Annotated in this window: 21 protein-coding genes; 5 read left to right on the forward strand and 16 right to left on the reverse strand. The window is 62.2% G+C overall.

All coding sequences use genetic code 11. The annotated features are described in order from the left end of the window. Window positions 1–72: 72 nt before the first annotated feature. Genes FJ948_RS22550 through FJ948_RS22575 form a run of 6 tightly spaced genes read right to left on the reverse strand, consistent with a single transcriptional unit; the run spans window position 73 to window position 5,376 of the window. Entirely contained in the window at window positions 73–1,005 is a 933-nt protein-coding gene (locus FJ948_RS22550) for a beta-xylosidase (protein WP_140708275.1), read from the reverse strand. Continuing rightward, on the reverse strand, window positions 998–1,759 hold the full coding sequence (locus tag FJ948_RS22555) for a TIGR04290 family methyltransferase (RefSeq protein WP_140708277.1): 762 nt from the start codon (window positions 1,757–1,759) through the stop codon (window positions 998–1,000). Before FJ948_RS22555 ends, FJ948_RS22550 begins: the two co-directional genes overlap by 8 nt. A gap of 2 nt (window positions 1,760–1,761) precedes the next feature. After that, on the reverse strand, window positions 1,762–2,565 hold the full coding sequence (locus FJ948_RS22560) for a sugar phosphate nucleotidyltransferase (RefSeq protein ID WP_140708279.1): 804 nt from the start codon (window positions 2,563–2,565) through the stop codon (window positions 1,762–1,764). Continuing rightward, window positions 2,565–3,665 carry a glycosyltransferase gene (locus FJ948_RS22565; protein ID WP_140708281.1) on the reverse strand — a complete coding sequence of 367 codons (1,101 nt, stop codon included), beginning with the start codon at window positions 3,663–3,665 and terminating at the stop codon, window positions 2,565–2,567. The genes FJ948_RS22560 and FJ948_RS22565 overlap by 1 nt, the downstream gene beginning before the upstream one ends. A 14-nt stretch (window positions 3,666–3,679) precedes the next feature. Beyond that, window positions 3,680–4,276, reverse strand: a complete 597-nt coding sequence (locus FJ948_RS22570; RefSeq protein WP_140708283.1) for a histidine phosphatase family protein — start codon at window positions 4,274–4,276, stop codon at window positions 3,680–3,682. Beyond that, window positions 4,273–5,376 carry an inositol-3-phosphate synthase gene (locus tag FJ948_RS22575; RefSeq protein WP_140708285.1) on the reverse strand — a complete coding sequence of 368 codons (1,104 nt, stop codon included), beginning with the start codon at window positions 5,374–5,376 and terminating at the stop codon, window positions 4,273–4,275. The genes FJ948_RS22570 and FJ948_RS22575 overlap by 4 nt, the downstream gene beginning before the upstream one ends. 176 nt (window positions 5,377–5,552) lie before the next feature. On the opposite strand from FJ948_RS22575, the gene FJ948_RS22580 reads away from it, so the two are divergent. Continuing rightward, the gene (locus FJ948_RS22580; RefSeq protein ID WP_140708287.1) at window positions 5,553–7,295 is read left to right on the forward strand and encodes a hypothetical protein; all 1,743 of its coding nucleotides are present in this window, start codon (window positions 5,553–5,555) and stop codon (window positions 7,293–7,295) included. A 9-nt stretch (window positions 7,296–7,304) separates the two neighbouring features. Here FJ948_RS22580 and FJ948_RS22585 read toward each other — a convergent pair whose 3' ends face one another. The 9 genes from FJ948_RS22585 to FJ948_RS22625 form a co-directional block, all read right to left on the reverse strand. Next, window positions 7,305–7,490, reverse strand: a complete 186-nt coding sequence (locus tag FJ948_RS22585) for a hypothetical protein (RefSeq protein WP_140708289.1) — start codon at window positions 7,488–7,490, stop codon at window positions 7,305–7,307. Between the two features lie 79 nt (window positions 7,491–7,569). Next, entirely contained in the window at window positions 7,570–8,616 is a 1,047-nt protein-coding gene (locus tag FJ948_RS22590; RefSeq protein WP_140708291.1) for a UDP-glucuronic acid decarboxylase family protein, read from the reverse strand. A gap of 23 nt (window positions 8,617–8,639) precedes the next feature. Continuing rightward, entirely contained in the window at window positions 8,640–9,743 is a 1,104-nt protein-coding gene (locus tag FJ948_RS22595) for a glycosyltransferase (RefSeq protein ID WP_140708293.1), read from the reverse strand. Beyond that, window positions 9,740–10,834, reverse strand: a complete 1,095-nt coding sequence (locus FJ948_RS22600; RefSeq protein WP_140708295.1) for a glycosyltransferase — start codon at window positions 10,832–10,834, stop codon at window positions 9,740–9,742. Before FJ948_RS22600 ends, FJ948_RS22595 begins: the two co-directional genes overlap by 4 nt. Next, window positions 10,831–11,961: a glycosyltransferase gene (locus FJ948_RS22605; RefSeq protein WP_140708297.1), complete on the reverse strand. Its 1,131-nt coding sequence runs from the start codon at window positions 11,959–11,961 to the stop codon at window positions 10,831–10,833. Before FJ948_RS22605 ends, FJ948_RS22600 begins: the two co-directional genes overlap by 4 nt. Window positions 11,962–11,963: 2 nt before the next feature. Then, on the reverse strand, window positions 11,964–13,064 hold the full coding sequence (locus FJ948_RS22610) for a glycosyltransferase family 4 protein (RefSeq protein WP_140708299.1): 1,101 nt from the start codon (window positions 13,062–13,064) through the stop codon (window positions 11,964–11,966). After that, window positions 13,049–14,341, reverse strand: a complete 1,293-nt coding sequence (locus FJ948_RS22615; protein WP_140708300.1) for a TIGR04295 family B12-binding domain-containing radical SAM protein — start codon at window positions 14,339–14,341, stop codon at window positions 13,049–13,051. Before FJ948_RS22615 ends, FJ948_RS22610 begins: the two co-directional genes overlap by 16 nt. Continuing rightward, the gene (locus FJ948_RS22620; RefSeq protein ID WP_140708302.1) at window positions 14,338–15,417 is read right to left on the reverse strand and encodes an NAD-dependent epimerase/dehydratase family protein; all 1,080 of its coding nucleotides are present in this window, start codon (window positions 15,415–15,417) and stop codon (window positions 14,338–14,340) included. The genes FJ948_RS22615 and FJ948_RS22620 overlap by 4 nt, the downstream gene beginning before the upstream one ends. Continuing rightward, complete coding sequence (locus FJ948_RS22625) at window positions 15,414–16,520, reverse strand: NAD-dependent epimerase/dehydratase family protein (RefSeq protein ID WP_140708304.1); 1,107 nt, start codon at window positions 16,518–16,520, stop codon at window positions 15,414–15,416. Before FJ948_RS22625 ends, FJ948_RS22620 begins: the two co-directional genes overlap by 4 nt. A 214-nt stretch (window positions 16,521–16,734) precedes the next feature. Between FJ948_RS22625 and FJ948_RS22630 the strand changes: the two genes are divergently transcribed. Both FJ948_RS22630 and FJ948_RS22635 read left to right on the forward strand, forming a co-directional pair. Further along, a complete protein-coding gene (locus FJ948_RS22630) occupies window positions 16,735–17,007 on the forward strand; it encodes a hypothetical protein (RefSeq protein WP_140708306.1) in 273 nt (90 codons plus the stop codon). A 132-nt stretch (window positions 17,008–17,139) separates the two neighbouring features. Continuing rightward, complete coding sequence (locus FJ948_RS22635) at window positions 17,140–18,168, forward strand: SDR family oxidoreductase (RefSeq protein ID WP_210242281.1); 1,029 nt, start codon at window positions 17,140–17,142, stop codon at window positions 18,166–18,168. A 32-nt stretch (window positions 18,169–18,200) separates the two neighbouring features. Here the strand turns inward: FJ948_RS22635 and FJ948_RS22640 are convergent, their stop codons facing one another. Then, a complete protein-coding gene (locus tag FJ948_RS22640; protein WP_181173775.1) occupies window positions 18,201–18,797 on the reverse strand; it encodes a response regulator in 597 nt (198 codons plus the stop codon). A 331-nt stretch (window positions 18,798–19,128) separates the two neighbouring features. Between FJ948_RS22640 and FJ948_RS22645 the strand changes: the two genes are divergently transcribed. Continuing rightward, window positions 19,129–22,239 (forward strand): CheR family methyltransferase, encoded by a 3,111-nt coding sequence (locus FJ948_RS22645; protein WP_140708310.1) that lies wholly within the window; start codon window positions 19,129–19,131, stop codon window positions 22,237–22,239. After that, complete coding sequence (locus tag FJ948_RS22650; protein WP_140708312.1) at window positions 22,236–22,613, forward strand: response regulator; 378 nt, start codon at window positions 22,236–22,238, stop codon at window positions 22,611–22,613. The genes FJ948_RS22645 and FJ948_RS22650 overlap by 4 nt, the downstream gene beginning before the upstream one ends. Window positions 22,614–22,665: the final 52 nt, after the last annotated feature.

Here is a 22,665-nt window from a genome sequence, read left to right on the forward strand (position 1 = left end):
TTGATGTCGGATGCGTGAGCTTCGACTTCGGTCAGGACATCCAATGATCGTGGACCGGGTCGCATGAGAGCCTCACGCAGCCGAGATCCGTTGCGCCGGGCGTGAGGCGGTCGTCATGCCGGGCGCGTAGCGGCGGACCATCGTTGCGCAGAACTCGGCGAATTCCTCGGGCACCAACGGGGGGCTGGTGTGGTGAGGCATCATTCCGCGATGTTCAGGCGTGAAGCAGAAGGTGACCGTGACTTCGAAATCGGCAAGTGCTTCCATCTGTCGATCGAACCACTCCAACGCATTCGGCCTGAAGCTGTCGGCCCAGGACAACCCCGTGCGCAAGTTGGTGACGCCGAGCCGCTTCATCCAGGCGACGGCATCGTCCAGTCGCGGGTCCTCGAAATGAAACCACTGCACCAGCCCCATCGCGGGTGTGTAGCGCAGGAATTCCTCCAGGGCCGGCTTCGGCGTGCCGTCCTGGCGCAACAACCCCATGTGGAAATGACGATAATAGGAGGATCCCTCCGCTTCGCGATGCCGCGTCGTTGCCTCCCATTCACGCGGAAGGTCATAGAGGCTGTACCACTGGATGCGCGGTGCGTTACCGAGCAGCAATTCGGCGGTGCGCTTGAGCCCCCAGACCTGTACTTCCTCGGCTCCGAAGGTCGATACGCCGACCTCGCTGACCCAGATTGGAAGATCGGTGACGGTCGCGATCTCACCGATCTTCTGCGGCCATTCCTGGATTTGCCACAGGTTCCAGTCGAGAGGAAAGCCGTGCACCGCGACGGCGTCGACATGGCCCAGCACGCCGTATTCCTTCATGCGCGTGATAAAGCCGGGATCTATCGGCGAGATGCCGCCAAGCACTTTTGTCAAAGCCGAGTTCTCGGACCCGATCGCGTCCGCCGACAGGATTGCCATCTTGGCAAAGCGGCTCCAATCGGGATCGAGCTCCGGATCCCAATGCGATTTGTTGTTAGGCTCGTTCCAGATCATCGCGGCTTCAATCATGGAACTTTCCTTTCGACGGGTAAATCGCGCCGCCGCCGGCCGGGTCGCCGGCGGCACGGCAGAAATAGACCTCCTGCTCGGGATGTAGAACGATCTCGAAACCGGCGCTGCGCAGCATTGCTTCGGTGCAAGCCCGGTTCGGGATCCACCAGTTGGTCGGGTCGTCGGCGTAGCGGTGTTCGATGAAATGCAGCTTGGGAAAATCCGGCCGGTCGAACAAATCATGTGTCCAGAAATGATAGTTCTCTTCCAGCTCGGGCAGGTCCGCGCTGCCGCGTTGCATGGACTGAAAGATCATCAGGTCGCCGGCGACGTGCTCACGGATCAGGTCGAGCGCGAGCAGGGGATGGCGCAAATGGTAGAGCACCCCCATGAACAGCACCACGTCGAACGTCTCGCGCAGGGCACCAACATCGTAGACCGACAGTTTCTGGAATTCGATGTCGCAGTCCGCGATCTCGGCGGCAAAGCGTGCCTGCGCCAGATAGGCCTCGTCGAAATCGATGCCGAGGACACGGGTGGCGCCGCGCCGTTTCATCTCGATCGAATAGAAGCCGGCGTTGCAGCCGATATCCAGCACGGTCTTGCCGGCCAGATCGGCGGGTATGGCATCGGCGAATTTGCGCCACTTGATCAGCGGGTAATTGCCCAGAAAGTGGTCAGGCGCGGTCTCCACGCCGGCCAGTTCCATGTTGTGGAACCACGGCCCGAGCGCGTCGATGCGTCGGCGGATTTCGGCATGGGAATGCAACATGGTCAAGCTCCTTCGCCCGGAACGACGGGTACATGCGAAAGCGCGCCGGGCATGATCGTGGCAGGCTGGTGATGAGCTGGCGGGACGCCGGTTTCAAGCAGCCGCAGGGCGGTTCGATAGCCGTTGAACGTGCCGACATCGACATAAGCGGACCCGGCCTTGACGCCATAGGCTACACCTCCGGCCGCAAGGTAGGCGTTGATCAATGTGCCGATATATTCATCACGGCCATCCCGCTCGCGCCAGAGTGCCGCAAGCCGGTGCAGGATATGGCCGGGCATCTTGAACGCCCCCCAAACCCAGTTTGTCGAGGCATCCTGCCGCTTGACCTGGATTTCGATGACCCGCTCGTCATCATCGGAAACGACCGCGTCGAAGAATTCCGGGCTATCCACAGGGAAGAGCAGAAATGAAAGCTGATCGTCAGGCAACTGACAGAAACCGTCCTCCGGAAACCAGATCGTATCAGGAAGACCGACCAGGACCACCTCGTCGGGCGCGACGAGCGGCGCTGCTCGGAAAATCGCATCGCAGAGTCCGACGGGTTGGGGCTGCACCACGAAGAGTGCCGCCGCGTCGCCGTAGCCCGCGGCATAGTATTCGAGGATATCGGATTTGCCCGACCCGATGATGAAGCAGATCTTGTCGACGCCGGCCTGGACCATGCGCCGCACCAGATACTCGCTTACGGCGCAGGGACGTTCGGTCTGGCCGTCGAGCCGGCTGCCAACCGGCAGCAGCTCTTTCGAGAAGCCGAGCGGTTGAATGCGGCTGCCGCGTCCGGCAGCGGGCACGATGCCCAACATCAGACTGCTTCCTTCATCGGTTCGCCGACCGGATCTCGTGCGGCATCGGCCAGGATTCCATCCAGCTCCGCTGCACGCTTCGCGGAAGTGTGCTCGCTCAAGACCCGCTCGCGGGCACGCCTTCGGATGGCGTCGAGTTCGAACTCCGGAAGTTGCAATGCCGCGACCACGTCATCCGTGTCGTGCGCCAGCAGGACTTCGCGGCCGGGTTCGAAGAATTCCGCGAGCCCCGGCCATACGTCGGTGACAATGGCGGCCCCACACGCGGCCGCTTCGAAGAGCCGTCCCGACGGGCACCAGCCTTTTTGCGCCATCGCTTCCCGGGTGACGTTAAGCGTCAGCCGCGATGACGAGAAGAACGCCGGATGGTCGGCGGGCGGCAGATGCCTGACGAAGAAGATGTTGTCGCTCCACGGGAATTCCTGCGGATATTGCGCGCCGCCGATGATGAAGCGCTGATCGGGGAGGCGTGCGGCCGGGCGGACCAGCAGCTTTTCGACGCCTGCTTGGCGATCTGCCGCGTAGGTCCCGAGATAGGACAGATCACCGGCGAATTCGGCCCGCTTCTGTGCCGGCCGGTGTCGGTCCGGATCGACGTGCCCGTAGAGCGGCATCACGTGGCGCGCACCCAGGACCGTCTTCAGCGCCTCGATCGCCGAGCCCCCGGTGTAACTCAGGACGAGGTCGTAGTCGGCAAGGCCCTCAGGTCCGAAATAGGGCGGACGCTCACCTTGCTCGACGCGGGCCAGCGTGACGGGGGTGTCGAGATCGTAGAAGACCCGCAGTCCGCGACTTGCCTGCTGCGCCAAGCGGGAAGCCTCAACGGCGTCGGGACAGTAGGACGTGACGACCACGACATCCGCCTGCTTCATCGCCCGCTCCGCGACGCGGCGGATGTCCTCCCAATCCGGATAGATGACGACATTGCCGCCGTCGAGCTGATCCAGATCGCGGGTCCCGGCGTAATAGGGAGTGTCGCGTTCGAAAAAGGTGATGGACCAGCCCAGCCGGGCGAGGGCGCGGATCAGCCCGCGCCACAGCGTGGCATGGCCGTTCCCCCATGAAGACGTGACGGTGAGACCGAAAATGACCATCCTCATCAGGCATCTCCTCGTCAGGCCGCTTCATTCAATCGCAGGAGCTTCGAGCCCCAGTCGCCCCATACGATCGTCGTGATCGAGGCTGGATCAATGTCGAAGCGAAAGCAGTCGCCGACCGGCAAGCCGAGCACCTTGCAGACGGCGGCCTTGATCACATCGGCGTGGCTGATCAGCGCGACGCATTGGTTCTGATGCAGTTCGCGGACGCCGTTCATCAGCGAGACGATGCGCTGCTGGACATCAAGCATGGTCTCGCCGCTGGGCGTCCTGGCCTCCTGCCGCTGGTCGTTCCAAGCGCGCCAACCGGCATCGCCGTTCAACTCGTCGAAAGTCTTTCCCGACCAGTCACCGAAGTCGATCTCGTCGAGTTCGGCGCAGATCGCGATTTCACCGACACCGCAAGCGAGCGCGATGGGCACCGCCGTCTCCTGCGTGCGCTCGCGCGGGCTGCAAAGGATGGCGGCAATCGTCTCTCGGGCCATGCGGCCGCCAAGATGTGCGGCTTGAGCCTTGCCGGCTTCGCCAAGGCAAACGCCGGCCATGCGCCCTGCAAGATAGGAGCCGACATTGTCGTGCGCCGCATGGCGGACCAAGAAGAACGTCGTCGTCATTCCGCGGCATCCAGCAAAGGCTCGTCCTTGCCGTCGATGAAAGCGAGGGTGCGCTGGCGGGCCTCGGCGTCGGTGAACTGTTCGGGAGGCGATTTCATGAAATAGCTGCAAGGACCGGTCAGCGCGCCGGCGATGCCGCGATCGAGCGCCAGCTTGGCGCAGCGCACCGCATCGATCACCACGCCGGCTGAATTGGGCGAATCCCACACTTCCAGCTTGAGCTCGGCGTTCAGCGGCACGCCGCCGAAGGTTGTTCCTTCGACGCGGATGTAGGCCCATTTTCGGTCGGTGAGCCAAGGCACATGGTCGCTTGGTCCGACATGAATGTTGCCCGGCTCGAGGGGAACATCGAGCTGGCTGGTCACCGATTGCGTCTTGGAGATCTTCTTCGATTCCAGCCGCTCGCGTTCCAGCATGTTGAGAAAATCGGTGTTGCCGCCGAAATTCAGCTGGTAGGTGCGATCGATGCGCACGCCGCGCTCGCGAAAGAGATTGGCCAGCAGCCGGTGCACGATTGTCGCGCCGACCTGGCTCTTGATGTCGTCGCCGACCAGCGGCAGCCCGCGTTGCTCGAAGCGCCGGCGCCATTCTGGACGCGAAGCGATGAAAACGGGTATGCAATTGACGAAGGCGCAGCCAGCCTCGAGCGCGCATTCGGCATAGAAGCGCGTAGCCTCCTCCGAACCCACCGGCAGGTAGGAGACCAGCACATCGGCTCCTCTGTCGCGAAGGATATCGCTGACATTGGCAACCGGTTCGGGTGCCTCTTCGATCTCGTCGCGCAGATATTTGCCGATCCCGTCAAGCGTCGGCCCACGCTCGACGCGAACGCCGGTCGTCGGTGCGTCGGCAAAGCGGAACGTGTTGTTCGGGGCGGCGTAGATCGCCTCCGCGACGTCGCGGCCAACTTTGCTTTTGGCGACATCGAACGCACAGACAATTTCGATGTCGTCGACGTGATAGCCGCCGAGATCGGCATGCATCAGGCCCGGGATCGGTTCGTTGCTTTTTGCGTGACGATAATAGGAGAGGCCCTGCACCAGGGAGGATGCGCAATTGCCGACTCCGGCGATGCCAACACGAACCTTTTTCGATCCCACGAAACCGCCGTCCTATGCTGCTCAAAGGTAAGTTCCTTGCGCCGAACCGCCATCGCGCCGGAATGTTCCTCGGGCCGCGGAAAAATTGCGGGACTGGCCGAAAGATTGCATGGGGCAGCATGGATCGAAGCTGCAGCCGCCGCGTTGCCCGCACGGCAAGCATTGGAAATCGATCGATGATCGTCTACGGCGACCACAAGCGGAGCGAGAGTGCGCAACAGCTTCAAGAGGCCACGATTGAACTGGCCCAAAACCTCGGTCGCATGTCTCGCGGCATCAAGCGCCATGTTGCTCTGGTCGAGCTCTTCGTCAGCGTGTCGGAACTGGTTCGGGGGCTCGCCGATGCCGAATTCAAGGCCCGGGGCGTCGACACCAATTCGCCTTCGCGACAGCGAGGCGCTAGGTTGCTGGTCGAACTCGCGGCAGAGGTGGCGGAGTCGTGGCGAAGCGGTTTCGCCGTGTGCGGTGGCATCGACCCGCGACTGCTCCAGATGCTCGCCGCGCTCGATTGCGAGGCGGAGATTTTGACCGGATCGGCCGAGGGTTACGCGCATTATGCGCTTTATCCCGAAAGCTATCTGGGCGCGGCGCAGGAATCAGGTCTCGATGCGAACACATGCGTGATCGGCATCCGCGGCATCGGCCTGGGGCTTGCGGCCATGGTGGCGGCCGCGCTCGGTGCGCCGGCGCCAATCAGCCTGCGTCCGGTCGGCCATCCTTTCCGTCGGCACGTCGAGGCCGATCCACGGTTGATCGCTGTCTGGAGAAACGAGCCGTCGGCTCGTTTCGCTGTCGTCGACGAAGGTCCCGGCCTGTCGGGAAGTTCGATCCACGCGGTCGTCACCTGGCTGCGGGAGCTGGGGATCGAAACAGGCCGCATTCACCTGTTCCCCAGCCACTCGGGCGAGCCGGGGGCCGAAGCGTCGCAGGACATTCGGGAGACATGGATGCGCTGCCGCAAACACGTGGCGATGACGTTTGAACGCACTTTCCCCGAAAGCTCGCGAATTCCAACGCTGCGCGATTGGGTGGCCGAGGCGGTCGGCAGACCGGAAGTGCGTTTGACCGAAATATCTGGCGGCGCGTGGCGGACCTTTCACTACGCCGGCGAAAAGCTCTGGCCACCGAGCGCACGCGGCACCGAACGGCGAAAGTTCCTGGCCTCCGCGGGTCAAGATCGCTGGCATGTCAAATTTGTCGGCCTTGGCGAAACCGGGCCGCGTAAGACACGCGTCGCCAAGATGTTGCATCAGGCCGGACTCGGACCGCAAGTCGTCGGCCTCTGCCACGGTTTTTTGGTCGAACGGTGGACCGACGGCACCACGATGGATCAGCTGCCGCTGCCCAGGCAGAGACTTGTCGCGGAGCTCACACGCTACCTGGCCTGGCGGGCGACCTATCTGCGAACCCGCGAACCGGGTGCGTCATTGCCTGCCCTTGGGCAGATGGCCGTTCACAATGTTTCCGAGGCTTTGGGCGAAAACCAGGCGGCGGGACTGCGGACCTGGTTGTCGAAGCAGGCTCCCGCGCACGTGCCGGAACGGGTCGAGATCGACGGCAGGCTTCATCCCTGGGAGTTTCTGGTCGGTTCCGATGGCACGCTCGTCAAGACCGATGCTGTCGACCATTGCCGGGGACACGATCTGATCGGCTGCCAGCCGATAGAGTGGGACATTGCCGGCGCTTGCGCCGAATATGGTTTGTCGCAGAGCGAAGCGGCGACGTTGATCGGCGGAATGCGCGACCACGTCGACGCCGGGCTAATCGGCTATTTCGAACCTTGCTATCTGGCATTTCAGCTGGGGCTGTGGAGCATGGCTGCCCAATCAGAGAGTGGAGCGGAAAAAGCGAGGCTGGCGAAGATGGCAAACCGGTATAAGGCAGGACTGACACGCTTCCTGGCCGAGACCGAGGCATGACAGGGCCCGTCAATCCAGTCGTCGCAGCATGTCTGCTTCCTGCTCGAGAATAGTAGCCACTTCTTCGCGCTGCAGATGCGTCATCATCAGGCTGATGCAGCACTCCAGATAGGTGATCGAAGCTCGCCGCAAATAGGCAGCCGTCTCCCGTTGCGCCATCTTGTCGATATCGGCTGTGGATCGCTTGGGTTGCATGAGGACTCCTCCATGTCTGGTCCTCTCGCCCAACCACAAACTTGAGCGGATGTTCCGCAGGATGTCGACACGGCTGCGGTCAGGCAGGCAAGTTCTGCAGCCCGCCTGGCGTGGGCCTCGCCCTTGTGGTGCGATCTGCTATTTGGTTGCCGATCGGACCGCCTTCAACCGTGGCGAAATAGCTGATTGTCCGCGCAAGGCCCTCGTCGAGAGGTACTTTCGGTGTCCAACCGAGCAGCGCTTTTGCGCGCGAGATGTCGGGCTGCCTGCGTCGAGGGTCGTCCTGCGGCAGCGGCAGAAAGGTCATATCCGACTTGGTGCCGGTCATCGCCTTCACCAATGCCGCCAGTCGCACAATGGTGAACTCGCCGGGATTGCCCAGATTGATCGGCTTGCCCGGATTGGGATCGATATCCATCAGGCGCCTCAATCCATCGATCAGATCGGAGACGTAGCAGAAGGATCTGGTCTGCATGCCGTCGCCGAAGATCGTCAGCGGCCGCTTCTCCAGCGCCTGCATGATCAGGTTCGAGACGATGCGACCGTCCGCCGGATCCATTCTCGGCCCGTAGGTGTTGAAGATGCGCGCGACACGAACGTCGGCCTTGCCGGCTCGGAGATAATCGAAGCAAAGTGTCTCGGCCGTGCGCTTGCCCTCGTCATAGCAGGCGCGTGGGCCGGTGCAGTTCACATGGCCGACATAATCTTCCCTCTGCGGATGTTGTTCCGGATCGCCATACACTTCGCTCGTGGAAGCCTGCAGCAATCGGGCATCGTTGCGGGCTGCGAGTTCGAGCAGGTTCAGCGTTCCGATGACGCAAGTTCGCGTGGTGTGGATCGGATCGGCCTGATATCGCGGCGGCGAGGCGGCGCATGCCAGGTTGAAGATGCGATCCACCGGCTCACCAAGATCCAATGGACGGCAGATATCCTGGTCAATCAACCGGAAACCGGGCTGGTCAATGATCGCGTTGATATTATCCATGCGACCGGTGAGAAAATTGTCGGCGCAGATCACGCGCCAGCCATCGCGCAACAATGCGTCGCAAAGATGCGAACCGAGGAAGCCCGCGCCACCGGCGACAAGCACCGTCTTTGCCCCTTGCGCTTTTTTTGTTTGTCGCATCGCGATTTTCTCCTGTCTGCCAGTCATGCTGCACTTCCGATATCGAGATCGAGGACTACCGCCCCCCTTTGCGTAAGCGCCGTGACGAATTCGCGAGCCCTGGCCACACCGGTGTGGGACGCAAGGACGAGTTCGCGTGCCCGGTCGGCCATGGCGAGACGTGTATGGGCCGACTCTCCGGACAGGATCGCGACGACCTCGTCCGGCTTCTTGGCTGTGTGGATGGTCGACGCGGGAAAGAAACTGTCGAGGCCTGGCCAGCGGTCGCTGATGATCGGCGTGCCGCAAGCGGCGGCTTCGAAAAGGCGCACGCTGGGCGACCATCCCGCTGCAATCATAGAATGGCGTGTGACGTTCAGCGTGTAGCGCTGACGGCTATAGAACGCGGCGTGATCGGCCGGCGGCAAGTGTTCGATGCGCTCGACATTATCGGGCCAGTCGATCTCGGAGGGATATTGCGATCCGGCCACGACGAAACGGCGGTCCGGCATGCGCCGTGCAGGCTCGAGCAGAAGCGCATCGAGCGTAGCCTGCCGATCGGCGCTGTAGGTGCCGAGATAGCCGAGGTCCCAGCGGATCGGATCGGCGGTGCGGTGATGCCGTTCCGGATCGACCGAACAGTAGAGCGGTTCGGCGCGGCGTGCGCCGAAGGTTTGCGTCAGATCGACAAGCATCGGCCCGCCGGCAAAAGAGAAATAGATGTCGAAGTAGGGGATCTGGCGCCAGCTCAGGTAGTCGCAATCGTCAGCCGACAGCTTCGCCAGAGTTACCGGCGTGTCGATATCGTAAAAGCAGAGTTGTCCTTTGCAAAGCGAAGCGACGATGTCGATCACCGCGCGCCCTTCCGGCACGAAAGAGCCGATGACCACGACGTCGGCCTGTTGCAGGCACCGGGCGTAGTCGCGCTGCAGTTCCTGTACGGTTTCGTAGTAGCGCAAGGCGCAGAAATCCGGATCGCGCAAATCGCGGTGATTTGCGTACCACGGCACATCGCGCTCCAGGAAAGTCACGCGGTGGCCGAGTTCGCAAAGGCCTTTCAGCAGACCTCGAAAAGTGGTGGCGTGGCCGTTTCCCCAGGACGAGGACAGCGAAAGGCCGAGAAAGACGATGTCCAGTTTCTTGGTCATTCGGCCGCCTCCACGGTGCCGTGCGTCAAATGCCGTCTGAAGACCGCATCGGCCACGGCCGCGCGCAATGCATAGGTATGGTCGGCGAGAACACGGCGAAGCGCGGCCTGGCCGATTGCCTTTGCCCGAACGGGGGTCAGCGCCTGCATGATCTCCGCGACGTCGCCGCCGTCTCGCGCCACAAGGATCTCCTCGCCGGGTTTCAGGAACAGCTCGACGCCCAGCCAGGCATCGGTGATCAGACAGGCGCCGGCGCCTGCCGCCTCGAAGACACGCGTGGCCGGCGAAAAACCGTTCGCGGCCATGCTGTCGCGGCTGATGTTCAGCACCGCCTTTGGCGTGACATTGAAGGCATTGTGATCGCGGGTGCCGACATGGCCGAGCCAGCCGACATTGGCGGGAAGCGGCTTGTCGCCCCAGCCCGATCCGCCGAGGAGAAAACGTTGTTTCGGCAGCTGGCTTGCAGGATCGAGGAAGAACGATTCGACACGCGCTTCACGATCCGGCAGCCTGTTTCCGAGGAACGCCAGATCGCAGGCAAACCGCGCATTGCCGGCGACCGGATGATGCGTTTCGGGATCGAGCGCATTGTAGATTGGCACGCACTCGTTTGCACCCATGGCACGATAGGCCCAGACCACGGGGTCGCCGCCGCCATAGGTCAGCACAAGGTCGATTTCCTGCAGCGCATGATGCAGCGGATGGTCCGGCTCGTCGCGTAGCTGGGCGAGCGTGGCCGGCGCGTCCACGTCCCAGAAGACGAAGAGCGCGTCGCTGCGGGCGTGATCGAGCAGGGCGCGCAGCAGCGCTTCGTCCTCGAAGCCGACGCCGCTCGCCTTGACGACGATGTCGGCCTCGGCGGCACGCGCCGCCACCTGCATCATCGCATGCCGGGTCGCCTCGTAAACGACGACGGTACACCATTCCGGCGCCTCGATGTCGCGGTTCTTCTGCCGGTCATAGACGTCGGGCTCATAGAAGGTGATGTCGTAGCCCTGTTGGGAAAGCGCCTTCAGCAAGCCACGGTAATAGGTCGCGGCACCATTCCAGTAGGACGACAAAAGGCTCGATCCATAGAATGCGATCTTCATGCGGCGGCTTCCTTTGCGGCGGTCGGGTGGGCGGTGTGCCGGTTCGCGCATTGCGAGAGCACGTCGAACAACTCGTCGACGCGGTGGCGGCAGGTGTGTCGGGTGCGGATGGTCTCGAGCCCCGAGTTCACCAGGGAGGTCGCAAGATCGGAATCGGCCAACACCGCCTGAAGGTGTAGCCGCATTTGTGTGCCATCCTCGGCAAACAGGAAGTCGATGCCGGGTCTGAAAAGCTGCTCGACATCGGACCAGGGCGCTGAAACCAGCGGAATGCCACAGGCGAGTGCCTCGAACATGCGGATTGTTGGAATACCGGGCAGGCTTTCACGGTAGGGGCGCCGCGGAATGTGCACCGTGACACGATGCGCGGCGAACGCCTTGGGCACGTCGGCATTGGCGATCCACCCTTCGTAGTGCAGCCCAGCGGCCGCCAGATCGGCAAGTGCCGGCCTGGGATAGCGGACACCGTGAACAGTGGCCGCAAGGCCGAGATCGCGGACCGGTTCGATCAGGAACTCCTTGAGTTCAGCGGTCCGCTCGTCGTCGCCCCAGTTTCCGATCCAGACCAGATCGGAAGTGCGGTGGATTTCCGGGTGCGGCTTGAACAGCCGATCGTCCGCCGCTTCATGCCAGGTGAAGACACGCTTGCCCCAGCCGGCGCGCAGATAACTCTCGCGCAAGGCTTCGCCAAAAGCGAGAACGCCGTCATAATGCTCCAGACGGAGTGCAGAGATTGCTTCGGTGGCCGACACGGCCCGGTGATGCGTGTCGTGAAACAGAAGGATGAAGTTGCCGCCACCGGCCCGGGCACGGCCGATACGAGCGACAAGCTCCGGGTCGGTCCATTCGTGGACGATCACCACGTCGGCCTCGGCGATCCAGGCTTCGTGGTCGAACCCGGAATCATAGGTCACCGGCATTAATTCGGGGAAATCCTTGCGGAAACGTTCGATCGCGTAGGATCCCTTCTCGGCCAGCAGGTTCGACCGGCTCCAACCATCCGCCGGCTCCAGAGCGATGGCCTGATGCCGGCGCGCCACCAATTCCCGCATAACGCCCCGAAGGAAATGGGCATTGCCGTGATTCCAGTCGGAGACGAGCGAGTGGGTGTAGAACAGGAAGCGCATGATCAGCGCTCCGCCACGGCCAGCGCCGCCTTTTCGTAGAGATCGCGCATGGCCGCTGCTTGCCTCGCCAGCGTGTACCTGCGGCTGCGGCGAAGGGCTGCCTGGCCGAGCTCTCGCCTGTGTTCGGCATCGTTGGACAGATGATTTAGGCAGGCGGCAAGATCATGCGCGTCGCGCGCGTCGAAGAACACCGCGGCCTTATCCCATAGTTCGCGATAGGTCGGGATGTCCGAGAGCACCAGGGGCGTTCCCGACATCGCCGCCTCCAGCGCCGCGAGACCGAACGGTTCGTAGAGCGATGGCGATACGAAAATACCGGCGCGGGCCATCAGGGAGCGCACCTCGTCATACGGCAGCGCCCCGAGAGGAACGGCTCGGTTGATGGTGGCACGCTCGCCGTTCGGGCCGTGAACCGAACCGGCTGTGAAGATGGGCCATTGCGTCAACGAGGCGGCCTGATCGACCGCCACAACGTTCTTTGCCTCGTCCCACCAGCGGGCGGCGGCGAAGACGACCGGCTGGCGGTTTTCGGCTTTCGGGACCGGGCGTGCGGCATTTCCGACGACGTGGAGGCCTGCGATTGACCCATAGCATGTCTCGAGCAACGCGGCATGGCTACGGCTCGGCGCAATCACCGCGTCCGCCCTGTCGAAGCCGCGCCTGTTGCGCTCTTTCTGCCAGTTCCATGCGCTGTCCAACGCCTGTCCCTTGACCGAATGGAACCATGTCGTCACGCATGAATGCGAAACCACTATGACTGGGCAGGGCGCATCCAATCCCACCGCTTGCGACGGCGCGTTGAGGTGGACGAGGTCAATGCCGTGGTCACGCATTGGCGCACGCAATTCCCGCGGCAAGCCGTCGAGATCGCCGGCGTCACGGGTCATCCAATCCAGCGGCGTATTAAGCCAGATGAGTGTCGCGAAAGACTGCGCCTCCTCGGCCTGTTGCCTGGATGGTTGCGGCCCCAGGCCGGCGAACACGATGCTGTCACCGCCGTTGACCAGTTCCCGGCCGAGGTCAAGCGCATAGCGCCATACTCCGCCCATGGCGTCGACGGTCATCAGGATGCGGCGCTTGCGCGGCCTCAGTGTCCGCAACATGCCGCCTCCAGTTCCGCCAGAGGACGCGGGCGCTTTTCCTGGATATCGCTGAACTTCTGGAATGATGCGAGGTAGTGGTCATGGGCTCGCTCCCAGGCAAGATCGTCGGGTTCGCCCCAAAGCTCGCGATAGCTGGGCGAACTCGGATATGGATAAAGCGGTACTGGTTCATTGGCCCACACGCCATTGTCGATCAGGTGGGCTCGCCAGTGATCGACAAGGGCAGGGTCGTCCTCGACCACACCGATCAGATTGGCCTGGACGAAGGGAACGTGGCGTCTGGCCTTGACCAGCAGCGCGGCCAATTCCTCGGTGCCGAGCCGGCAGCGCTTGGCCAACATCGCCCGCCCTTCCACCGTCAGGCTTTCGAGGCCGGCTTCGATGGACACGCAGCCGGCCTCGCCCAGCAATTCAAGCAGCTCGGGTTTCCACAGATCGATGCGGGTCTGTACGCCGAATTTCACGTCGCGATCGACCAATGCCTCCAGCAACGCTTTTTGCGGCAGGAAGATTTCGTCGATGAAGTAGATGTAGCCGACACCTTGGGCGATCAGCCGATCGATTTCGCTCACCACCGCTTCGTGGTTGCGGCGGCGATAGGCGTCGCGGAAATCGATCTTGGCGCAGAAGCTGCAATTGTACGGACAGCCGCGTGACGCCTCGACCTCGGCGCCGAACCCATGCTGTTGGTCGTCGAACCTGTGATGGTGATGCGAATGAGCGGCGATCCAGTCGGACGGCCATTCCAGCGGCGCGTGATCGACAAACGAACTGGCATGGACGCCGCCGGTCCAAACCAGCTCGGCGTCCCGCAGATAGGCGGTCGAGGGCACCGCACTCCAATCGTCGCGTCGGGCAAGGTCCGCGACGACCTCCTCGCATTCGCCGCGCACGACGATGTCGACGCCAAGCTTGCGCAAAGTCGGCGCCGGTGTTGCCGATCCATGCGGCCCGACCGCGACCGTGCGCCCGCCGCGCCCGGCGAGACGATTGAGAAAGTCGGCGGGTACGCGCAACTCCGGCGGTGCGCAGCGCCAGAACAGGTAAGTCGGCGCGGTGCTGACGACCGTCATAGCCGGCGCGAAATCGGCCACACGGTCGCAGAGCCCGGAATTGTCAAGCTTCTGCAATTGCCCGTCCAGCAGCAGCACCTCATGACCGGCCGCTTCGAGCAGGGCTTTCGAGTAGCCGAGTTCCAGCGGCAGATGCGGTTGGCGGCAGCCGAAATATATGCTGTCGTCATATGTCCAGTAGGGGTTGACCAGGGCTATTCTCATGCCACGTACCTCACGGTTTCGGGGCGGGACTCAAGCCGGTGGCGCTGCAGCCAGTCGGCAAGGTCGCGAATGCCCTCGCGCCACGCGACACGTGCCTTCCAGCCAAGCGCGCTCTCGATCTTGCGGGTGTCGGCGACGAAGAAGGGCTGATCGCCGGTCCGCTCCCCATCGTGGCGGATCGAAAGCTCACGGCCTGTCAGGTCGCCGATCTCGCTCAACAGCATACGCAGGCTGAGCGCATTTTCAGGTCCGCCGCCGAGATTGAATGCCTGGCCCCTGGTGGTCTCGATACGGTCCAAAACGGCCCTATAGGCGGAGACCGCATCGGAGACGTGCAGGATGTCGCGCACCTGCCTGCCGTCGCCATAGATGGTGATTGGCCGTCCGGTCAGGGCGCTGAGCAGGAAATGCGCTACCCAGCCCTGATCCTCGGTTCCAAACTGGCGGGGTCCGTAGATGCAGCTCATCCGCAGCACCGCTGTCGGCATGCCGTAGGATTTGGCATAATCGAGCACGTATTGGTCCGCCGCTCCCTTGGAGCAGCCGTAGGGTGTGCAGAAATCCAGGCCGCGGGCTTCATCGATGCCGCTGGCCTGGATGGCATTGTCGCAAGGTATGTAGCGATCGCCGTCCTCGCGAACCGCGACGTCGGGAAGGCTGCCATAGACCTTGTTGGTACTGGCGAAGATCACAGGGATGCGCTCACCGCTCCGTCGAGCCGCTTCCAGCACGTTGAACGTTCCCCGAAGGTTGATGTCGAAATCCTCGTCCGGCCGGACAAGACTCGTGGTAACGGCCGTTTGCGCGGCCAGATGGAAGATCGCCTTTGATCTCATCAGAGCCGACGCCATGCCATTGGCGTCCCGCACGTCGATGGTCTCGACGGTAAGGCGGCCGCCGTGTTTCTGGCCCAGCCATTCAAGGTTCTGTTCGACGCCGGGACGGCTGAGATTGTCGATCACCAGCACCGGCTCGCCGTCCGACAACAGGCTGTCGGCCAGGTTTGACCCTATGAAGCCGCTGCCGCCGACGATGGCGACCGGCGCTTCGCGACGGTTGCGCGCACCCGGGCTCATGACACCAATCCGCGCTCTTCGAGCTCGCGCTTCATTTCGGCGCCACGATCGACCGCGGCCGTGTTGCGCACCCAGGAAACGAAATCGCCCAGAGAATTCTCCAATCGTTGCCCGGGCTCGAAGCCGAGCAGTTCACGTGCCTTGGAAATATCGGCGAAGCAGTTGCGTATGTCGCCGGAGCGCGCCTTGCCGAGCAGTTCGGGCGAGCGGTTCGGCGTTCCCATGGCCTCGGCCAGCAATCGCGCGACTTCGCTGATCGCATAGGCCCGGCCGCTGCCGATGTTGATGACGTGGCCCTTTGCCTGACGTTGCTGCAGCGCAAGGCGAAATGCGCGGGCGACGTCCTGCACATGAACGAAATCGCGCTTCTGTTCGCCATCCTCGAAGATCATCGGCCGCTGGCCATTGGCGAGACGTGAAGCGAAGTTGGCCAGCACCCCGGTATAGGGATTGGACAGCGCCTGGCCGGCACCGAAGACATTGAACAGGCGCAGCGCCACCGCATCGATGCCGTACGCTTCGCCGAAGATCAGCACGGCGCGTTCCTGGGCGTATTTCGTCAGCGCATAGATCGAGGCGAGATCGACCGGCTTTTCTTCATCCGTAGGCACCGGCGAAAGGGGTTCGCCTTCCGGCGACAGCGGATTCCACTGTCCGCTTTTGATATCGCTCGACTTGCGCCGGGCGTTTTCGATACGCCGGCCGCCGGGCGTGACATAGAGGCCCTCGCCATAGACGCTCATCGAGGAGGCGACGACGATCCGCTCGACCGGGTGTTTGATCAACGCCTCGAGCAGGGTAGCCGTGCCGAGATCGTTGGTGCCGACATAACGCGCGATCTCGTACATCGATTGTCCGACGCCGACTTCAGACGCAAGGTGAATGACCGCGTCAATGCCTTCCAGCGCCTCGATGACGACCTCGCGGTCACGGATGTCACCCTTGATCAGTTCGGCTCCGGCAGGGAGCGCGACAGCCTCGCCCGCATGCACCTGCTCCAGCAGGGCATCGAGGATGCGAACGGAATAATCCTGGGAGATGAGTTCTTGTGTGACGTAGCGGCCGATGAAGCCGCAGCCTCCGGTAACCAATATGCGTTTCACGACGACTCCTCGGACAAGTGACCTCGGCGCCCCGAACTTTTCGGCAAAAGGTTTGTTCCCTGTGCTTCAACAAAGTTCCCCTCGCGGGGCTTCGAACCAAGGCGCGTATCGCCGTCGGCCACGATGACTGGAACATTGCCGCCGGTGTGCTGTTAGGGCGCCCGGCACCTGCCATGACGCCAATGGGCGAGGCCGATGATCAAAGGAGGTTTCGATGTCGCAGTCCGAGACGACCATCAATCATGACGAAATTCGCAAATGGGCCGAGGAGCGCGATGGCCGACCGGCAGTGGTCCGCACCAAAGGCGAGGGCGGTATCTTGCGGATCGACTTCGGCGAGCCAGAGGAAGCATTCGAGCCCATCGATTGGGACGAGTTCTTCCGGATTTTCGACGAGAATGACCTAGCCTTCCTTTATCAGGCCAAGACCAGCGACGGAAAGGCCAGCCGCTTCAACAAATTCATTGAGCGCGATCGCAAGGACTGAGAACGCCAGCCCGGCGGCTTGCCGGTGGCAGAAAATCTTGACATGCGCTGGAACAATCGATGGCCCCGTTGCTTCGGGCTGGGCCGGAACAGCGATCCGGGCAGGATCAGCCACCTGAACACGGAGTTACAGATGACGGACGATCGCAACCCGCAGCCCGCGGATCCATCCCGGCGCAAGTTGGTTGGCGGCATGGCGACAGGCGTACTGGCGGCTCTTGCAACTCCCGCGCAGGTGCAACAGGCCAGTGCCGCGAGCAATGCCGCGGTCGCTGCGCCGCCTCGGAAGCAGGATCCGACGACGCAATATCCACAACCGCCCTTTAAACCTCAGCAGCAGCAATGGCCGGGGCTTGCCGGCAAGATGGATCCGCGGCCCGATCATGGCGAGAAGAGCTACAAGGGGTCAGGCCGCCTCGCCGGTCGCAAGGCTCTCATCACGGGCGGCGATTCCGGCATGGGGCGTGCGGCGGCCATAGCGTTTGCCCGCGAGGGAGCCGACGTTGCATTCGGCTATCTGCCGGCTGAAGAGCCCGATGCCAGGGAAGTTGTCCAATTGATCGAGGCGGCCGGGCAAAAAGCGGTGCCCCTGCCGGGCGATATTCGCGACGAGGCGTTCTGCAAGAAGCTGGTCGATGACGCCGCCACGCAACTCGGCGGCCTCGACATATTGGTCAGCAATGCAGCGCGCCAGCATCCTCAGAAGGACCTTGCCGACATTACCACCGAAGCGTTCGACTGGACTTTCAAGACCAATGTCTATGCCATGTTCTGGATCACCAAGGCCGCCCTCAGGCACATGGACCCGGGGTCTTCGATCATTATCACCAGTTCGGTCAATGCCTATGATCCGGACGAGTCGCTCGTCGACTACGCCATGACCAAGGCTTGCGGAATGAACTTCACCAAGAGCCTTGCCAAGCAGGTGGCCAAGAAGGGCATTCGCGTCAATGCGGTGGCTCCAGGCCCGATCTGGACGCCCTTGCAGCCGAGCGGCGGACAATTTCCCGACAAGCTGCCGCAGTTCGGGTCCGATACGCCGATGGGCAGGCCAGGACAACCCGGCGAACTGGCCTCGATCTACGTGCTGCTGGCGTCGCAGGAAGACAGCTACGCCACGGGACAGGTCTACGGAGCAGTGGGCGGGCGCGGCGGCCCTTAAGCGATTGGTCGAACCTCGGGCCGGGAGCAAAATCAATGCATGAGGTCTGCGCCGCGGGCTTTCGCCACCTCTCGCATGATGTCGTTGAGCCAGTTTTCGGTGGACTGGCCAAGCTGCCTCTGGTCGATGGTGCGAATCGCTTGCTCGAGTGTCCTCTCGACCAGCCGGTCCGATGCGTTGACGTCTCCCAGCAGAAGACGCGCCGCGAGGCGCAGTTTGGGCAAGAGGGTGAAGACGTCATCTGGCGGAGGGAGCACGGAGATGCCCGCTTGTTCAGATGCCTTGGGCGGAAAAAGGGCATTGAACACGGCCTTGCTGCCCGAAGCTTTTCGCAAGTTGCTGACGTAGCGGAGATGTTCGGGAATGGCGATGTCGTTGTCGCCGCTGAAGAACACGAAGGGAATGCCGCGGCGCATCAACTTATCCGCTATCGGGAACACGCGCCGGCCGTTGAGATTGACGTCAAGGATCGCGGCCTCGGCCTGGTCGGTGTGTTCAGAAGCCTGCTCGACGGTTGCAGCGGGGCCAAGGATGATGGCGCCCATGTTGCTGAAAAATCGTGCGAGATCTCCCGCCATCGTCCATTCATCTTCGACAATCAGAATACGCAGCCCTCGCAGATCGCGCACGTCGTCATCCTTTCTTCGAATGGAGTTTAGGATGGAGAGGAGGCCCTTCCAATTTTCTGTCATCCAACGCCGCCTGCAATCGTTTCGCAAGCACCAGCATGCGATCCGGGACGGGCCTATCGAGACCTTCGATTAATCGAGGCGCTCCCGGCACGGTCGGTGCCAGGATTTTCAAGCCAGCAGATCGCTTTGTCATTGAACCACCCACGGATATTGGGGTCAACGTCATCCATGCTGTCTTGTTCCATCGGCCTCGCGCGCTATATGGTCATGTCCTGTCCGATCCGACATTGAGAGACTTCATGTCGGTCGGGCGAAAGGGGGACATGCCGTGACAGCCCGATCAACCAAGTTCCCCATCGTCGGCATCGGTGCGTCCGCGGGTGGAATTCCCGCAATGGAAGGGCTTTTCAAGGGCATCACCGGCCGGCCCGGCATGGCGTTCGTGATCATCACGCATCTCAGTCCCAAGCGCAACAGCCTGCTGCACGAGGTCATCGACCGCTACACCGAGATGCCTGTCGTGGTGGTCGAGGACGGCGTGGCTGTTGAACCCGACCACGTCTATGTGATGCCGGAAAACGTCACTCTGGTCATCGAGGATGGCATGCTGCACCTGCGGCGGCCTCACGGGCTAACCCAAGAGCGCAAACCCATCGACATCTTCTTCAGCGCACTGGCCGAAGACCAGGGCGAATACGCGGTCGGTGTGGTGCTGTCGGGAGGTGATTCCGATGGAACCTTGGGCGCCAAGGCCATCAAGGAGCGGGGCGGGCTCACCGTTGCGCAAACGCCCGGCGGCTACGGTCCGCGCAATCCCGACATGCCGCAGAGCGCAATTGCCAGTGGGCTCGTCGATGTTGCCGTGCCTGCCGAGGAGATTGGGGCGAAGCTCGAGGCTTACGCCCGCGGTTTCGACTCGTTGGACGGGCTGATAAATGAAGAGGACGACCATACGGCCGACATGGATGAGGTCCGCGAACAGATATACGGCATTTTGCGCAGCCACTCCGGCCACGACTTTTCAGGCTATAAAACCAAGACATTCCTGCGCCGGATCAAGCGGCGCATGCAGATCGCCCAGCTCCAGTCCATCAACGCCTATATCGACTGGCTGAAGAAGGACCCTCGCGAGGTGATGAACCTGTTTCGCGATCTGCTGATCAATGTCACCAACTTCTTTCGCGATCCCGATGCGTTCGAATTGCTGGAAAAAAAGATCGTCCCGCGGCTGTTCGAGGGCAAGACCGCGACTGATACGGTGAGGGTCTGGGTTCCCGGCTGCGCCACCGGCGAGGAGGTGTTCTCGATCGGCATCCTGTTGCGTGAACACATGGAAACGCTTTCGGCCGTACCGCGCGTCCAGATATTCGCCACTGACATAGATGAGCCGGCCCTGGCGGTGGCGCGCGCCGCACGCTATCCCGAGGCCTTGATGCAGGGTCTTTCCCCGGAACGCAAACAGCGGTTTTTCAACGGCGATGGCGAAAGTTACGTCATCAGCAACGAGATCCGGGAACTGTGCATCTTCTCGCCGCACAGCGTCATCCGCGATCCCCCCTTCTCGCGCATGGATCTGGTTTCGTGCCGCAACCTCCTGATCTATTTCGGTCCTGCCATTCAAAGCCGCGTTCTTCCTGTCTTCCACTATTCGCTGAAGCCGGGTGGCTATCTTTTCCTCGGCACGTCCGAAAGCGTCGGGCAGCACGAAAACCTGTTTGCCACCGTCGACAAGAAACATCGCCTCTTCCAGGCACGGGAGCATGCCTCGCCGCATATCAGGCTGCCGGCCCTGATCGGCGATACGCATTCCGGCGTCTTTCCCGCCGAAGCCGCCGGCTTGAAGAAGGGAGCAGCCGGCTATCCGCTGCGCCAGGCGGTTGAGGCGCAGGTGCTGGAGCGGTTCGCGCCGCCGCATGTCCTCGTCAACGCCGAGGGCGACGTCGTCTACTATTCGGCCAGGACCGGCAGATACCTCGAAGCGCCGCAAGGCATCCCCAGCCGGCAATTGCTGACGATGGCGCGCCGTGGACTTCGCCTGGACCTGCGCGCCGCATTGAGGGAGGCGACGACGACACGCCGCACCGTGGTGCGAGACAATCTCGCCGTCGAGGAAGAAGACGAACGCGTGCAACCGATCAGGCTGACGATCGAACCCTTGGCCGAAAGGGGCAATGGTGAGCCGCTTTACCTTGTCCTCTTCGAGCCGTCGGGCCCGACCCAGGCCCGATCCGATGAGGACGATGGCAGCCGTGACAGCGATACCACCGCCGATCTCGAGCGGGAACTGCGCGATACAAGAGAGCGTCTCCAATCCACCATAGAGGAATACGAGACGGCCCTCGAAGAGGTGAAATCGTCGAACGAGGAGCTCGTCTCCGTCAATGAGGAGGCGCAATCCACCAATGAGGAGCTTGAAGCGTCCAAGGAAGAGATGCAGTCGCTCAACGAAGAGCTCAACACGATCAACGCGGAGTTGACCAGCAAGATCGACGAGCTCGATCATGCCAACAGCGATCTGCGCAACCTGTTCGAAAGCACCGAGATCGCGACCATTTTCCTCGACCGCAGCCTTGTGGTGCGAACCTTCACGCCGGCGGCCTCGTCCTTCTTCAGCCTGCGCCCCTCCGACGTCGGCCGGCCGTTGACGGATCTTTCGAGCCAGCTCGATTATCCCGAGTTGAAGCAGCACATCGACAAGGTGTTCGAGACAGGCGAGACTCTGAACCATCATCTTGCGCGCGATGCGCGGGGCCTGTTTCACATGGTCCGCATCAACCCTTATCGTGACAAAGGCAATCGGATACAGGGCGTCGTGGTGACGCTGGTCGACGTTACTACCCTGGCGCGGGCGGAAGAGCATCAGCAGGTGCTCATCTCGGAACTCAACCATCGCGTCAAGAACATGCTGGCGGTGATCGCCAGCATCGCCAATCGCACGCGAGACAGTTCCGATACGAAGGAAGCGTTCGCGGACGCGCTGATCGGCCGGCTGCATGCCATGTCCCGGGCCTACGGACTGCTGACCCGCGAGAGGTGGAAGGAGGCTTCGGTCAAGGAATTACTCCATCAGGAACTCGAACCGTTCGGCATCGAACGTATCGAACTCGATGGCGACGACGTAAAACTTGGCCCGCAACAGGGGCTTTCTCTCAGCATGGCCATCCATGAACTGGCCACCAATGCGGCCAAGTACGGCGCCTTGTCCAAGCCCCAAGGCAAGATCGGCGTCAGATGGGCGATGGATGGCGACAGTTTCACGCTTGGCTGGCGCGAAAAGGACGGCCCTCCCGTCAAGGAGCCGTTGCACAACGGCTTTGGCCTGAACCTTTTGAAAGGAGAAATCGGCTACAGGCTCGGCGGCCATGTCGAGACCTCCTTCCACAAGGACGGTCTTGAGGTCCAGATCGCTTTTTCGGCAAACCATGGGGACACACCGTGAGCGAAAGACCGCGCGTTCTGGTGGTCGAGGACGAATGGCTGATCGCGGAGGACGTCGCGTCTGACTTGCGAGCGGCGGGCTATCCTGTGGTCGGCCCTGTTTCGTCGGTTGCCGCCGCGCTTCGGCTTGTCGAGGCGGACAAGGTCGACATGGCGTTGCTGGACATTCAACTCAACGGCGAAACGAGCTTGCCGGTCGCTGAGATATTGATGGCTCGCGGCACACCGTTCGCGTTTGTAACGGGTTTTGGGGAGCGCGATGTTCCCGCCCCGTTTCGAAACTGCAAATTCGTGGCAAAACCCGCAAGCGAAGCTGCCATACTCGCTGCGGTCGCGGGCCTGGCATCATCGCCTCGCGACACCAAGAGATCATGACATAGGGACAACCCGTCGCGATCAATCCAGCGGCTTGTCGGTAGGCCGGGGT

This window comes from Mesorhizobium sp. B2-3-12 (genome assembly GCF_006442205.1).
Lineage (GTDB): Bacteria > Pseudomonadota > Alphaproteobacteria > Rhizobiales > Rhizobiaceae > Mesorhizobium.

Excerpts from the sequence above, each read along its gene's own strand:
- FJ948_RS22620 (WP_140708302.1), bottom strand. The coding sequence starts at position 15,417 with ATGAGCCCGGGTGCGCGCAACCGTCGCGAAGCGCCGGTCGCCATCGTC.
- FJ948_RS22555 (WP_140708277.1), bottom strand. The coding sequence starts at position 1,759 with ATGTTGCATTCCCATGCCGAAATCCGCCGACGCATCGACGCGCTCGGG.
- FJ948_RS22600 (WP_140708295.1), bottom strand. The coding sequence starts at position 10,834 with ATGAAGATCGCATTCTATGGATCGAGCCTTTTGTCGTCCTACTGGAAT.
- FJ948_RS22590 (WP_140708291.1), bottom strand. The coding sequence starts at position 8,616 with ATGCGACAAACAAAAAAAGCGCAAGGGGCAAAGACGGTGCTTGTCGCC.
- FJ948_RS22570 (WP_140708283.1), bottom strand. The coding sequence starts at position 4,276 with ATGACGACGACGTTCTTCTTGGTCCGCCATGCGGCGCACGACAATGTC.
- FJ948_RS22610 (WP_140708299.1), bottom strand. The coding sequence starts at position 13,064 with ATGTTGCGGACACTGAGGCCGCGCAAGCGCCGCATCCTGATGACCGTC.
- FJ948_RS22635 (WP_210242281.1), top strand. The coding sequence starts at position 17,140 with ATGACGGACGATCGCAACCCGCAGCCCGCGGATCCATCCCGGCGCAAG.
- FJ948_RS22630 (WP_140708306.1), top strand. The coding sequence starts at position 16,735 with ATGTCGCAGTCCGAGACGACCATCAATCATGACGAAATTCGCAAATGG.
- FJ948_RS22560 (WP_140708279.1), bottom strand. The coding sequence starts at position 2,565 with ATGTTGGGCATCGTGCCCGCTGCCGGACGCGGCAGCCGCATTCAACCG.
- FJ948_RS22595 (WP_140708293.1), bottom strand. The coding sequence starts at position 9,743 with ATGACCAAGAAACTGGACATCGTCTTTCTCGGCCTTTCGCTGTCCTCG.
- FJ948_RS22580 (WP_140708287.1), top strand. The coding sequence starts at position 5,553 with ATGATCGTCTACGGCGACCACAAGCGGAGCGAGAGTGCGCAACAGCTT.
- FJ948_RS22605 (WP_140708297.1), bottom strand. The coding sequence starts at position 11,961 with ATGCGCTTCCTGTTCTACACCCACTCGCTCGTCTCCGACTGGAATCAC.
- FJ948_RS22585 (WP_140708289.1), bottom strand. The coding sequence starts at position 7,490 with ATGCAACCCAAGCGATCCACAGCCGATATCGACAAGATGGCGCAACGG.
- FJ948_RS22565 (WP_140708281.1), bottom strand. The coding sequence starts at position 3,665 with ATGAGGATGGTCATTTTCGGTCTCACCGTCACGTCTTCATGGGGGAAC.
- FJ948_RS22615 (WP_140708300.1), bottom strand. The coding sequence starts at position 14,341 with ATGAGAATAGCCCTGGTCAACCCCTACTGGACATATGACGACAGCATA.
- FJ948_RS22550 (WP_140708275.1), bottom strand. The coding sequence starts at position 1,005 with ATGATTGAAGCCGCGATGATCTGGAACGAGCCTAACAACAAATCGCAT.